The organism is Okeania sp. SIO2C2, assembly GCF_010692625.1.
Taxonomy (GTDB): Bacteria; Cyanobacteriota; Cyanobacteriia; order Cyanobacteriales; family Microcoleaceae; genus Okeania; species Okeania hirsuta.
The window spans coordinates 22,380-36,085 of sequence record NZ_JAAHGM010000049.1; the positions used below are offsets into that span (position 1 = coordinate 22,380).

11 protein-coding genes are annotated in these 13,706 nt (G+C 34.1%); 4 read left to right on the forward strand and 7 right to left on the reverse strand.

All coding sequences use genetic code 11. The features are described from left to right. Positions 1-74: 74 nt before the first annotated feature. From F6K18_RS27225 to F6K18_RS27255, 7 genes are all read right to left on the reverse strand, one after another. Positions 75-1,259, reverse strand: coding sequence for an RNA-guided endonuclease TnpB family protein (locus F6K18_RS27225; RefSeq protein ID WP_287525449.1), 1,185 nt, complete (start codon positions 1,257-1,259; stop codon positions 75-77). Between the two features lie 786 nt (positions 1,260-2,045). After that, the gene (gene murI / locus F6K18_RS27230; protein ID WP_287525450.1) at positions 2,046-2,876 is read right to left on the reverse strand and encodes a glutamate racemase; all 831 of its coding nucleotides are present in this window, start codon (positions 2,874-2,876) and stop codon (positions 2,046-2,048) included. Between the two features lie 339 nt (positions 2,877-3,215). Continuing rightward, positions 3,216-3,785 carry a peroxiredoxin gene (locus tag F6K18_RS27235; RefSeq protein ID WP_287275568.1) on the reverse strand — a complete coding sequence of 190 codons (570 nt, stop codon included), beginning with the start codon at positions 3,783-3,785 and terminating at the stop codon, positions 3,216-3,218. Between the two features lie 1,112 nt (positions 3,786-4,897). Further along, a complete protein-coding gene (locus F6K18_RS27240) occupies positions 4,898-5,512 on the reverse strand; it encodes a nucleoside triphosphate pyrophosphatase (protein WP_287525451.1) in 615 nt (204 codons plus the stop codon). Continuing rightward, positions 5,509-5,694 carry a Maf family protein gene (locus F6K18_RS27245; RefSeq protein WP_287525452.1) on the reverse strand — a complete coding sequence of 62 codons (186 nt, stop codon included), beginning with the start codon at positions 5,692-5,694 and terminating at the stop codon, positions 5,509-5,511. The genes F6K18_RS27240 and F6K18_RS27245 overlap by 4 nt, the downstream gene beginning before the upstream one ends. A gap of 135 nt (positions 5,695-5,829) precedes the next feature. Beyond that, the gene (gene psbP, locus F6K18_RS27250) at positions 5,830-6,372 is read right to left on the reverse strand and encodes a photosystem II reaction center PsbP (protein ID WP_287525453.1); all 543 of its coding nucleotides are present in this window, start codon (positions 6,370-6,372) and stop codon (positions 5,830-5,832) included. 1,591 nt (positions 6,373-7,963) lie between these two features. Continuing rightward, on the reverse strand, positions 7,964-9,244 hold the full coding sequence (locus F6K18_RS27255) for an MFS transporter (protein ID WP_287525454.1): 1,281 nt from the start codon (positions 9,242-9,244) through the stop codon (positions 7,964-7,966). Positions 9,245-9,892: 648 nt separating this feature from the next. Between F6K18_RS27255 and ruvA the strand changes: the two genes are divergently transcribed. The 4 genes from ruvA to aroF all read left to right on the forward strand — a co-directional run bounded on the left by ruvA (position 9,893) and on the right by aroF (position 13,334). After that, entirely contained in the window at positions 9,893-10,528 is a 636-nt protein-coding gene (ruvA, locus tag F6K18_RS27260) for a Holliday junction branch migration protein RuvA (RefSeq protein WP_124144299.1), read from the forward strand. A gap of 613 nt (positions 10,529-11,141) precedes the next feature. Further along, positions 11,142-11,411 carry a 30S ribosomal protein S15 gene (rpsO, locus tag F6K18_RS27265; protein ID WP_124144298.1) on the forward strand — a complete coding sequence of 90 codons (270 nt, stop codon included), beginning with the start codon at positions 11,142-11,144 and terminating at the stop codon, positions 11,409-11,411. A gap of 10 nt (positions 11,412-11,421) precedes the next feature. Then, positions 11,422-11,910 carry a PAM68 family protein gene (locus tag F6K18_RS27270; protein ID WP_287525456.1) on the forward strand — a complete coding sequence of 163 codons (489 nt, stop codon included), beginning with the start codon at positions 11,422-11,424 and terminating at the stop codon, positions 11,908-11,910. A 362-nt stretch (positions 11,911-12,272) separates the two neighbouring features. Next, entirely contained in the window at positions 12,273-13,334 is a 1,062-nt protein-coding gene (gene aroF / locus F6K18_RS27275) for a 3-deoxy-7-phosphoheptulonate synthase (protein WP_287525457.1), read from the forward strand. Positions 13,335-13,706 lie beyond the last annotated feature (372 nt).

The window sequence follows — 13,706 nt, forward strand, 5'->3', positions numbered from 1 at the left end:
CTTGCTTTTTACAGCGAGACTTACGACGGCTCCGTGCCCGATAAATAATCGACCGTTGACCCTCGGCGACTACATCAAAAAGTGATAGCTGAATCGGATTTTCTAAAATATGTTTCTTTAACTGTTTTTACCTTGGTTTTCGGTTGAACAACTTCTAAAATATTGACAGCGGCATTTATATCGCGGTCATGGTGTGCGCCACAACTCAAACAAGTCCATTCCCTAACATTTAATTCTTTTTTACCTCCTTTGAATCCACAACAACTGCATTTTTGAGAAGTGGGTTCCCATCTAGAAATGACTCTAAATTCTTTACCATATTTCTCGCATTTAGCCTCAGTTAAAGTCCTAAATTTTCTCCTACCTAAATCATTAATAGCCTTAGCTAACTTACGATTTTTAATCATCCCAGAAACCTTTCCTTCGGAATGCTTTGCAAACAAATCTTCTAGTACAATAGTGTCGTACTTTCTGATTAAATCAGTAGATAGCTTGTGTAGAAAATCTGTACGAATATCTTTAACCTTAGCATGAAGTTTAGCTACTCTTAATCTACATCGATGGCGGCGTTTACTGCCTACTTCAGTTCGAGCCAACTTGCGTTGAAATTTAGCTAACTTTTTGAGATTTTTTTGAAGTGGTTTAGGAGCAAGAATCTTTTCACCATTACTTAACGTAGCAAATGTACTAATACCTAAATCAATGCCAATATAATTTTCAGTTTTTGGTAATGATTCTGGTGAATTTTCTACTACAAAGCTAGCAAAATAACGGCCGGCACTATCTTTAATGATAGATACAGAACTAGGTTTTGTTGGTAATTCTCTAGACCAAACTATTTTAATCTTACCTACTTTTGGTAGATAGATTTTATCTTGACTAATTTTGTAATTGGCTCCTACAAATCTAGCCGCTTGTCTAGAATTTCTAGTTTTAAACTTAGGAGGTTTAACTTTAATGCCTTTGCGTTTTCCAGAACAACTATCAAAGAAATTTCTGTAAGCTTGGTCTAAATCCTTTAGAGACTGCTGCAATGGTGTAGAAGCTACATCTTTCAGCCAAAGCAATTCTTTCTTGGCCCTTGTGATGAATTGCTTGGTTAAATCAGTATATGAAGGTTTTTTTCCCCTATTAGCATACAGGTGATTACAATGTGCTAAACTTTGATTCCAAACATATCTACAACAACCAAATAGCTGATTTAATTTGGTTATTTGGATTTGATTTGGATAGATGCGATACTTGTATCTAGCCTTCAACGGTTTTGACCTATTACTAACAGGTTCGTAGTAGTATTATAGCATGGGTTGGCATTCATCCCGACCCTTCCTAAAGGAAAGCGCGGGTCTTCTGCCAACGTCATGATAAAATATTTGACATTTGTGTAAGTGTCGTAATGCCAAATTCATATAAAGTTACATAGAATAATATTTTAATTAGAGTTGACTATAGATCGAGACAGACAAGTTAATAAATTTCATAATTCTGTGCAGCCTTACATAAAATTGGTATAAGTTTAGAAATAATTTTTAACTAACCATAGAATTGTATTTCTATAAAAATCTAAAATTTTCTCTCAGACATTTTTCTAGATAAATTTTATATAAGTTTTAAGTAAGTTTATAATTATTCAACAGTATAGCAACTGTCAGAGGGGTTAGCATAGAGAAAAGTATAAAATTATTAGACCATCTCATAGAGGGGATATAACTGCCGCACTTGCTCCGCCAACGCTATGTTTCTCCTTTATGTCCTAAGCACTTTGACGACTGCTATAGATCTAAAACATTAATAAAAATTCTACTGTTTCCTATTCTCTATAACCCTAAAATATTTCACAATTCGGATATAAGACTGCCATAATCTATCTATAAAGCTTACGAGAAGTTATCAAACTAGATTGGCACTTTCATTGAATCACAAAAACTCTGTAAAACTTTTGTTCCAACCCATCTTACACCACAACTAGCGTATAAAATAGTATTTTGCGTAAGTCCTGATTCTATTAAGCATTTAATTTTCTATTTATATCCCCAACATAAATTCTATGCCATATAAATAGGTTTGTCTAAAACTGTAGATAAAGAAACTGATTGTACAATTGGTTTATAACCAAGCCATTGTAATGATAATTCAGCAAATTTTTGAGGAGAACCGCTAACTACGAATTTTGTTGGTTTTGCTTTCTCATAATTTTGTAAATTCATCATTTCTAGCTTTTTAGCAGCTACTTTCACTAGAGATACAGCAGGATCTACAAAATTAATATTTCTAGGTAGAAATGAGCGTAATATTGGTTCTAAATAGGGATAGTGAGTACAACCATAAACCAGTGTGTCAATTTTTTGCTGTATTAATGGCATCAAATATTCTTCTGCTATCTGATATGTATAAGGGTTATGTAGCTGATTTTGCTCTATTAAAGGTACGAAATAGGGACAGCTTACTTGCCACACTTTAGCAGAAGAATTTGCCTCTAGAATAGCAGTACGATAGGCATTACTAGCAGCAGTTGCAGGGGTAGCAATGACACCTATTCTTGTCCCTAATTCTACTGCATAATTTGCCCCTGGTACAATCAATCCTAGAATTGGAATATCAAATTTGGATTTAATTTCTTCTAAAGCAAGAGCTGAACTGGTATTACAAGCCATCAACACCATTTTAACTCCACTTTTGATTAACAACTCTATAATTTCATCTACAAACTGTACAATTTCTTTGCTAGTTCTTGTGCCATAAGGCAATCTTGCTGTATCTCCAAAGTAAAGAATAGATTCACTAGGTAACTGTCTATATAGCTCTCTCAAAACAGTTATACCTCCTATTCCACTATCAAAAATACCTATTCTTTTTTGTCTAGTTTCAACTATCATTTTTGAGAGTATGGAAATACAATTCAAATCAAATAAATATTACTATAATGTATCAGTTGAAAATATAATTTTTTTTATTTTAGTTTTAATAGAGAAAAATTTCATAATTATTTATCAACTGAAGTAAAAAAAACGGTAATTGCCGAATATATTTTGGTTATCGTTACTTACTTAAGAGGGGTTAAAACTATATATAGCAATGTAATGTAAAAATATCCTTGTAGTGCCAAAAATTTATTGTTTAGGTTAAGTTTTAGACGCTACAGTTCAATAATCACATTTAATTGCTACATATAGTATTATTATTGCCAGTTCCAGCTTCATCTATAGATAGCTGAACTAACCAACAAACTCTAATCGAGCTGGTTTTTCTGCTGGTGCTTCTGTACCCTTGAGATAGGCTAATACCGTATCTGCGTCAGATGTCTCGAATGGATCGTCACCATAGTTGTCGCTAAAACCTTCTTCAACAAATATCTTTTCGATTTTAGAGTCATTGACAACCATTGCATAGCGCCAGGAGCGCATACCAAAACCAATATTGGACTTATCTACTAACATTCCCATTTTACGAGAGAATTCTCCATTGCCATCTGGTAATAGGAATACATTTTTGGCATTTTGCTGTTTACCCCATTGGAACATTACGAAAGCATCGTTTACTGATAGACAAATAATTTCGTCTATTCCTTGTGCTTTGAATTCATCGTATAGTTCTTCATAGCGAGGTAAGTGAGTAGATGAGCAAGTTGGTGTGAAAGCTCCAGGCAATGCAAATAATACTACACGCTTGCCACCAAAAATTTCTTGGGTAGTTTTGTCTTGCCAACGAAAAGGGTTAGGTCCTTCAACAGATTCATCACGGACACGGGTTTTGAATACTACATCAGGAACACGCTCAATAACCATAACTTAACCTCAGAATGATTTAGTAACTTAGCAATTCAATCTGTATCAGCTTTTACTGCTGTAAATCAGAATAATTCTTATTTAAGAATTTGTCAACGGCATTAAAGAAAAAATTTTATTTTTGAGGTTTGCTTGTGAATGTGTTGCAAAATCAGGTATAATCTCATTTCTGCTTGAATACTGATAAATAAATGACTGAGGAGTCAGGAGTCAGGAGGGAATAAAGAAGCAAGAAGAAAGAAGAAGAGGAGAAAAAGGGAAAAGTTTTTTTATCACTAATTATCCGGACATGATACAATGAGGGTTTTATTTTTGAGGGTTAAATATGTACTTTATTTGTAGTATGGGCATCTTGCCTGCTACAGGTGTACCTCATGGGCAACGGGAAGTGCTATAAATAATCATATTTCTATAAATAATCATATTTACTTGATAAGCTTTACTTGATAAGGATTATTTTTGCTCAGTTAAGTTAGGTAATAATTGTGATTATTTAGTCTGTAAAAATGCCTGACATGAATAGGGAATGAAAATTTGTACAGTAATTAAACAATTTCAATCAAGAAATTCAGAAGGGAGAAAAGAAGAAAATTATTGTAATTTTCAATCTAATAAGTAACTAAATTTAAGAGAAGTTAGAAAGATTCAAGTTTTATATCTTCATCCATACCTATAGGAAAAAATACATATTATAATCTTGCTCAAAATTAAAAATTTTTCTTAAATTATCAAATAATTATTAGTTAAGGTTTAAAGTCTATCCTTGATTAGAGAGTGTTTGTTAAATAGGGATTGCCTATCAAATATCAAAGTACTCTTTTGATAAAGATTTTAGCATTTTTAGGTCGAAAAAAGTGCCTAATTTTCCGTTGAAAATCTTCAAAAAGTTAGCATTTTAGCCAGAATAATAGCAGAAAAATTAAGGGAGAAATATATCCGACTATCTTCTCATTAATTCCTCCTTTCTCGTGACTACTCTCTATCCTCAACTCCCCCACTCCTTAAAAATACTTTTTCAGCAAACCCTATTGAAAACACTATATAGATTTGCTATAACTTTTCAATTTAGAATAATTATCAGATGAAAAAATCGGATATTTTATAATCTAAATCTACCAAAAGTTACTCACTTGATATCCTAGACTATTTAGCATAACTCTCAATAATGGTAGACTTAAACCAATTACATTAGTATGACAACCTTCTATTTTTTCAATAAATAAACCACCTTTACCTTCTATGGCAAAACAACCAGCACATTTTAAAGGTTCCCCAGTCGCAACATAAGCTTCTATTTCCCGGTCGTTAACCAGAGCAAAATGAACTTTTGTCATTCTACAAAGTACGATAGTTTGATTTTTAACTAGATCGATTAAAGCATGGCCAGTGTACAATTGACCAACTTGACCGCGCATTTTTTGCCATCGAGCGATCGCTTCTTTATTATCAGCTGGTTTACCATAGATTTCGTCATCAATAACTAATACTGAATCACATCCTAAAATTAAATTTGATTGTGTTTCAGATAAGTTTTCTTTCATTAGAGACTTAGCTATTGTTTCTGCTTTAGCTTGGGCTAATGTTTCTACCAATTTTCGAGGTTCTATTAATTTAACTGTTGATTCATCAAAGTTACTAGGCATAACTATAGGATGAATACCAATAGTTTCTAACAAGCGAAGTCTCGCTGATGATGATGAAGCTAATATGAACCTTGGAGTTTTCATCTTTTCAAGATTGTTTCTACTTTAGCTTGGGCTAATGTTTCTATCAATTTTCGAGGTTCTATTAATTTAACTGTTAATTCATCAAAGTTACTAGGCATAACTATAGGATGAATATCAGTAGTTTCTAACAAGCGAAGTCTCGCTGATGATGATGAAGCTAATATGAACCTTGGAGTTTTCATCTTTTCAAGCAAGTAAACAAATATTCCATAAAATATTGATAATTTGTCAGGACTATCGCCTATAAATTTAATGATATTTTTTAAGATAGGGAAACTTAAAAAATTGCTAGTCCTGACTAATATAAAATTTTCTCACTAATATATAGAGAAAGAGTTAATAACTTGCTCAAACTTATCATGCACTTTTTGCCAACGTGCTTCAGTAGTTGAAATATTGATAGTAAAAAGTTTACCTCGACTAACTCCTACACTTGCTAAGTTATGACGCTTTCTCCCATCAGCTAATTTAACAGCATATTCTAGTTGATAATATGTTTTAGCTTTATATTCTCGTGCCTCTGCACTTACTAATTCTGCTTCCCTACCAGAGTCTGCTGGTGCAATGGCATTTTTGCTCAGTTTATATCCTACTTCAGTCGGAGTACCCAAGTCAGCCAAAGTTTGGTCTCCGACTACAGGACTAATAACGACACTAACATTCTCAGTGGCCTCAACTAGGTCATGGAATACGACATCCGGGCCATCAGATACTTTAACTTCAAGCCAACCATTAGGATAAAGGAATTCATAACCATCAGTTGTATCCACGAAGCTTTGTAGTCCACCGCCAATAGAAACACAACCTGTTACTACCAGAGCGATCGCTACTAAAAATAAGGCCACAATTTTTTTTAACATTTTCTCTTCTTTGATATTCTAAATAGTGAGAGTCGGGTTGAATTCAACTTTTCAGTCCCAACGCTCAAGTAAATTTATTGTCTCATTAAATCTTGATTAATTTAATAAATTTGTGAATTTAATCAACTTCAATAATTAATTTTTGCCAATCAGGAGCCAAAATAATTTACAGTTAAGGTATTTGTTTTGCACTGAGTAATATTTAGATATTCAAATTGAGTTTAGTGTGATGTTTTGAGCGAGAAATAATTCTGAGTTATGAGTTTAATTCTGAACGACTGGCGAATTTAGCTGGCAATTCCGGTAAAAGTATAATTAATTTTAATACCCTACAAAATATAATAATTTAGTCGTCTTTAATTAATGGCGGTTCTGAATCTCTCATCAACTAATTCTTTATCCTAGCTACTGAAATATTTCTGTCATTCATTACTTTCTCTATAACCAAATTTTCACTCATAAATCTGGGGTCAATATACTGCAAAATACCAAAAGTAATTTCCACAGTTATTATCATTGATAACCAAAAGATTTTTACCACAATTTATGTTCGTTCTAATACCCATACTCCTAATAGTAGTCCGATTAGATATTCAATAACTCAACAGCAAGTATTAATAACTGAATAATTCTTTATCCTAGCTACTGAAATATTTCTGTCATTCATTACTTTCTCTATAACCAAATTTTCACTCATAAATCTGGGGTCAATATACTGCAAAATACTAAAAGTAATTCCCACACTTATTGCCATTCCTGACTAAAAAAAATTTTACCACAATTTATATTGAATCTAATACTCATCCTGCTAATGGAATTTCGATTAAATATTCTATAGCTTAACAAAGAATATTAATTGTTAAAATTTATCCTACTTTATCAAAACCAGCTAACATTTTATATCATGTCTGTTTGAATAACTACAATAAAAAATTTAGGGAGTAGGGAGTAGGGAACAAGGGGAAATTTGTTTGCTCCGTATTCTGACCGAAAAAATATTCGCAAGCATTCAGCAGTCAGCTAGCTTCATAAGGTCGGAACTGCGGACTTCAGCTATCAGCTATGAGTTATTAAGTCATTATCTTGGAAGAAGGAATTAGTATTCAAGAAGTTACATAAGAATGAAATAGTCCTTTCAGTTAACCTTGGTAATTATTTGATTCTTTCTTTCAAAAGCTGATAGCTGAATGCTTACAAATATTCTTGCACTGAATAATTCTTGATTCTGACTGCTGAAGTATTTATACCATTAATTACTTTCTGCATTAGCCAAATTTTTACTCATAAATCTGGGGTAAATATACTGCAAAATACCAACAGTAATTTACACACTTATTGCCATTGCTAACCAAAATATTTTCACTACAACTTGTGTTTTATCTAATACTCATACTCCTAATATAGTTTTGACTAAAGACCAACAGCAATTCCTACAGTTATTATCATTGCTAACCAAAATATTTTCACCACAATTTGTGTTAGCTCTCATATCAAAACTCTTAATAGCAGTGCGATTAAATATTTAATAACTCAACAGTGAATATTAATAACTGAATAATTATTGATTCTGATTACTGAAATATTTCTACCATTAATTACTTTCTGTATTAGCCAAATTTTCACTAATCAATTTGCAGTCAAGATACTGCAAAATACCAACAGCAATTCCTACACTTATTACCATTGATAACCAAAATATTTTTACCACAATTTCTGCTCGATCTAATACCAATCCTCCTAATAGCGGTCCGATTAAATATCCTATTGCCCAACACTGAGCATTAATTGCCAAATAAATACCACGCAAAGATTCTGGTGCTAAATCTGCTACTAAAGCTGAGGCAGAAGGAGTATAAGAAATAATTGCAATAGCAAATAAACTTAAAGCTAAAGTAGTCAATAAAATATTACCTATTTCTATTATTCCAGCAATACCGATGACGAGAAATCCTAACCCCCATAATATTGCTGAAATTATTAATGCTTGAGGATGGCTAAAATTTCGTAATTTTCTCGCAACTGGTAATTGAAATATAACAGTCAAAGCAGTGTGTACTGTAAATATATAACTGATAATTAGTGGTGAAAAATTGCCGGAAACAAAATTGTTTAAATATAAAGGTATTGTGCTGTGTATTTGAGAAATGTAGAAAGTAAAAAAAACATTCACCATCACAAAAATAATTAGATTCCGATCGCTAAGAGCTAATAGCCAGCCATTAGTATTTTTTTTCCTCTCTGTTTCAATTTTTAGCTTTAATTTAACTGGTTTATAAGTTTCTTTAACCGCTAAATATATAACTCCTGCAAAAATCAAAAATGAAATAGAATCAACTATAAATAATGCTCTATAAGCACCTGTAGAATTCACAACTATTCCACCAGAAATAATTCCCAACTGCAAACCCAAATTATCTGCTAATCTCGTAACAGCATAAGCCTCTTTGCGTTCCGTTGCTACTGCTAAATCTGCCACAATTGCCTCCATTGCCGGCCAATATAACCCTGTACCTAATCCTAATAATAAGTTACCGATCGCTACAATATAAAAATTATTAGCTATTGCCATTACTATTGAAGCTAGTGCCGAAATAATTAATGATAACAATAGAGTTATCCGACGACCAAAAAATTGAGAGTCACTGAAAGAACCTCCAAGAAAACGAGCAATTATGCCAGAAATTTGAGCGCTGCTTAAGGCAATACCAACTGAAGTTGTAGATAAGCCAACTTGATTTACAAAAAAGATTGGTGCATAAAATAATGTAAAACCTGTACCAGTTTGAGATAATAATCTACCCATTGCCAGAATTAAAATTTGTCGGTCTAAGTTGGGAAATAATTGGGATAGATGCAATTTTGGCAATGACATGAAAATTATCCGATTTTTTAGAATAATAAGATACAGTTTAATCTTAATCTCTTTTCTGTATTATCAAAAGCTCTAAAAAATTAAGCATTTCCTGCGGAATGCTGCGCAAACAGCTATTGATCAGAGGAGGAGGTAAAAGCAATTGAAAAATTGAGAGAGAATTAAAGGTTAGTGGCAAGGTACGCTCCTTCAACTTTATACCATTTCTCTGTAACAATGCGCTTAATAATTGTTGCTCGGACCTTATTACACTCACTATTCCCATCTTTAATATGAAGTACAACTTTATGGAGAAATGGTATTAGAAGGAATTATTCATTATTTGCACTCAGTTCTGACTGCTAAGAGCTAAATGATTACCTAAAAATTAATATCTAATTAAGTCAAAACTTTTGTAAGTTCAATGATGTTTCGGCAGTTGTTAATATGTAATTTTGTAGTAAGCATTCAACCGTCAACTATTACTTTGAGTTTTAGATAAAAGCTTTACTAATTGAGTCAGAATTTATACTTGCTATAAAAGCTGGCTGAAACAGTCTATATTCATTAAAACCCCCTCATGAGAGCTGACAGCTCACAGCTAATAGCTGTTTGCGCAGCATTCCGCAGGAAATGCTTACATTTTGTAATAACTTTAAATGAATTTTTATGATTAATTATCTGAAAGGGAAAGTGGCTGATGTTCAAAAAGGTAGTGGTATTCGTGTGACTCTAATTTTAGAAGTTAATCAAGTAGGTTATGAGCTACAAATTCTGCCAAGGTTAACTCAAAATTTACAGCAAGGAGAAGAAATAAAAGTTTTTACTCACCAACAAATACGAGAAGACCAAATGTTATTGTACGGTTTTGGTACTTCTGCAGAAAGAGATTTATTTCGCCAGTTAGTAAGTGTGAGTGGTATTGGGACACAATTAGCGATCGCTTTGTTAAATACTTTAGAATTACCAGATTTAGTCCAAGCTATTGTTGGGGGAAATACTCGTGTCTTAGCCAAAACTCCAGGAGTAGGCCCGAAAACTGCAGAACGTATTGCTTTAGAATTAAAAAATAAATTGGCCGAGTGGCGACATGATGCTGGCTTAACTACATCAGTACCTGTGGGAGTTTTGCCCGCTATTCAAGAAGAAGTAGAAATGACTTTGTTAGCTTTGGGATATACAGGTCAAGAGGTAATACAGGCATTGCAAGCTGTTAGTCAAGATGCTAAAATGTCCAAAAATACAAATGCAGAAGATTGGATTAGGGAAGCTATTAGTTGGTTGAGTCGATTTACTCAGCTTTGAAAAAGTTACAGTTCAACAATTTGGTAGTGGTGCTAATGGTAGAGAGTGTGTGGGGACTAACCCCTAACCCCTTCCAGGAAGGGAGTGTGGGGGAGTGTGGGAAGAAATTAAAAAATATGTATCTTTAACCATTATGGGAGTAGGACAACCTATTTTTTGATCACGGTGGGACTATTAAACCAAATTTTAAAAAAATATTAAATGAACATACTAAATAGCTGAGCAGAAATAAATGTAATACTACTGCATCCAAGGGGAGAAAAGTTTGCAGAGCATATCTAGTAAAGTAATGAGGATGGCTTCGTTGTTTCTCCTCGCAATGACGAAATTTTACACTTAATTAAACCCACCCAGCTAGTAAGAGATTCAGACTCACTGATAATTGAAATTTTATCTTCTTCTACTAGACATCTGGCGATCATCAAAAATCAAATCAATTATCGCGCAAAAATCATCAATTCTTTCCCCCTACTCTGTACGGACGTTGCATACAACGTCCCTACCTACTGCCCTACTCCATCTTTTCCGGAGATGTCTATTGTCCAGAACAGATATATGATGATATAGTTAATGATTGTAGTAATTTTGAGAAAGATCAGTAGAAGTTAAATATATGGCTCTAAAGCAACAACGTAAACAAGAAATTATTGGTGAATACCAAACCCATGAAACGGATACAGGTTCAGCAGATGTCCAAGTAGCCATGCTGACCGAAAAAATTAGTAAATTAAGTGCTCATTTAAAAAGTAATAAGCAAGATTATTCATCCCAAAGAGGTCTATTAAAAATGATTGGTAAACGTAAGCGCTTACTATCATATATCCAGAAACAAAGTCAAGAACGTTATAAAACATTAATTACTCGCCTTGGTATTAGAGGTTAGAAGCTGACTTATGTCCTCAGAACCATCACGTCAACCTTTACCTTTTGAACCTGCTAAAAACCGTAAAAAGCAAGGTAAGAAATCATCTCCCTCACCTAAAACAAAAACAGTAGAGGAGCAAGAATCTTCTAATGTAAAAAGTCAGCCGAAAAACATTAGTAATCAAAAACGCCAACAACTTAAAGAAGACAGTTCTATCCCAGAAGTAGTTAGTCGGCGGATGATAAGTCGTATGGTGTTATTCTCTGGTACACCTCTAATATTGTCTTTATTAACCTTTGTTATTAGCTACTTTATTATTACGAATGATATTTTGATACTACCAAACCAAGCAGTTTTGCTCGTTAGTATAGGCTTTTTTGGTTTAAGTGTTATTGGTTTGAGTTATGGTCTTTTTTCCGCTTCTTGGGATGAAGATAGAAAAGGTAGTTTATTGGGTTTGCAAGAACTAAAAACTAACTTTCAACGGGTTAAAGAAGCCAGGAAAGAAGCTAAATAAAAAAGCTAATTTCCATCTATGATTAATAGTTATAGAGATGAGAAAACGGGTGCATCTCAATTTTGAATAAAGCCAAAAATTTATCGCTTTTAGGCAACAGGCAATAGGCAACAGGCAACAGGGAATATATAGGAAAAAAGGATTTTTGCAAATATTGAGATGCACCTGAGAAAACCTCGTCTCTAGTATGATTTTAATCTTCCCAAAAAAATTATGGATTGAAACGCAAAAATATTATCTCCACAGAGCAAACTTGAAATTATATCGGATTTGTTAAGAAACAGGTAAAAGTCAAGCTTAACAAGGTATTGTCAAAATAACCGTAGTTTAACTCACATCTAAATTTAACCGCAAAAGAAAAAATGATTATAGTAACAAAAGTTGGTTCTCCAGAAACTGAAATAGACCGTCTTTGTAATGACCTTAAAACTAATTGGGGTCTAACACCAGAAAAAATTGTTGGACGCTATAAAGTTGTCATCGGTTTAGTAGGAGATACTGCAGACCTCGATCCATTACAACTACAAGAACTAAGTCCCTGGATCGAACAGGTGCTGCGGGTTGAACGTCCTTATAAGCGAGCAAGTTTAGAATATCGCCATGGAGAAGCAAGTGAAGTAGTAGTATCTACTCCTGATGGACCTGTAACTTTCGGTCTTCATCACCCCTTAGTTGTAGTTGCAGGCCCTTGTTCGGTAGAAAATGAAGAGATGATTATAGAAACAGCCCAACGGGTCAAAGCTGCGGGTGCTAGGTTTTTGCGCGGAGGAGCTTATAAACCTCGTACCTCTCCTTACTCTTTTCAGGGACATGGTGAAAGTGCTTTAGGTCTATTAGCTGCAGCTAAAGAAAAAACTGGTCTGGGTATCATCACAGAAGTAATGGATGCTGCTGACTTACCAAAATTGATTGAAGTTGCTGATGTGGTACAAGTGGGTGCCCGTAATATGCAAAACTTCTCTCTATTAAAAAAGGTAGGTGCCCAAGACAAACCTGTACTTTTGAAGCGGGGAATGGCTGCAACTATTGAAGACTGGTTAATGGCTGCAGAGTATATTTTAGCTGCTGGAAATCCAAATGTAATTCTCTGTGAGCGGGGTATTCGTACATTTGACCGTCAGTATGCTCGTAATACCCTGGACCTCTCAGCAATACCAGTGTTGCGATCGCTTACTCATTTACCAATTATGATTGACCCTAGTCATGGTACTGGTCGGGCTGAATATGTACCGGCAATGGCAATGGCTGCTATTGCAGCAGGGACAGATTCTCTGATGATTGAAGTCCATCCAGACCCAGCAAAAGCTCTATCTGACGGCCCTCAATCTCTGACACCTGAAAAATTCGACCGGTTAATGCAGGAAATGGCAGTAATTGGCAAAACAGTAAATCGGTGGCCACTAGAGGTTCCTGTTCTAGTATAGAAGAAGGAGTCAGTCCTCAGGAGTCAGGAGTCAGAATTTAGGAAAAAATCAAGGTAAGGTAATGAATCTGATAACTGACTGCTGTTTGCGCAGCATTCCGTAGGAAATGCTTACAACAAATTTCCCCCTACTCCCTACTCCCTACTCCCTACTCCCTGTCATATTTATAACCCACATTCCGCACGTCAATTTGTAACATTAAAAGTAGTGTATGAACCCGTAGCGTGGTAAGTATTTATACTATGCAAATCATCTTATATTACTTTTTTCGTTCATCAAATTCCGAGTAAATAATTAGGGTTTGCGTATTGAAAGTATGAGTGTAGGTGTAGGAGACAGGAAACAGGAGACAGGAGACAGGAGACAGGAGAA

What these genes read in the sequence shown, in the direction of transcription:
- murI (WP_287525450.1), bottom strand. Translation starts at nt 2,876, where the DNA reads ATGATAGTTGAAACTAGACAAAAAAGAATAGGTATTTTTGATAGTGGA.
- F6K18_RS27235 (WP_287275568.1), bottom strand. Translation starts at nt 3,785, where the DNA reads ATGGTTATTGAGCGTGTTCCTGATGTAGTATTCAAAACCCGTGTCCGT.
- F6K18_RS27240 (WP_287525451.1), bottom strand. Translation starts at nt 5,512, where the DNA reads ATGAAAACTCCAAGGTTCATATTAGCTTCATCATCATCAGCGAGACTT.
- F6K18_RS27245 (WP_287525452.1), bottom strand. Translation starts at nt 5,694, where the DNA reads ATGAAAACTCCAAGGTTCATATTAGCTTCATCATCATCAGCGAGACTT.
- psbP (WP_287525453.1), bottom strand. Translation starts at nt 6,372, where the DNA reads ATGTTAAAAAAAATTGTGGCCTTATTTTTAGTAGCGATCGCTCTGGTA.
- F6K18_RS27255 (WP_287525454.1), bottom strand. Translation starts at nt 9,244, where the DNA reads ATGTCATTGCCAAAATTGCATCTATCCCAATTATTTCCCAACTTAGAC.
- ruvA (WP_124144299.1), top strand. Translation starts at nt 9,893, where the DNA reads ATGATTAATTATCTGAAAGGGAAAGTGGCTGATGTTCAAAAAGGTAGT.
- rpsO (WP_124144298.1), top strand. Translation starts at nt 11,142, where the DNA reads ATGGCTCTAAAGCAACAACGTAAACAAGAAATTATTGGTGAATACCAA.
- F6K18_RS27270 (WP_287525456.1), top strand. Translation starts at nt 11,422, where the DNA reads ATGTCCTCAGAACCATCACGTCAACCTTTACCTTTTGAACCTGCTAAA.
- aroF (WP_287525457.1), top strand. Translation starts at nt 12,273, where the DNA reads ATGATTATAGTAACAAAAGTTGGTTCTCCAGAAACTGAAATAGACCGT.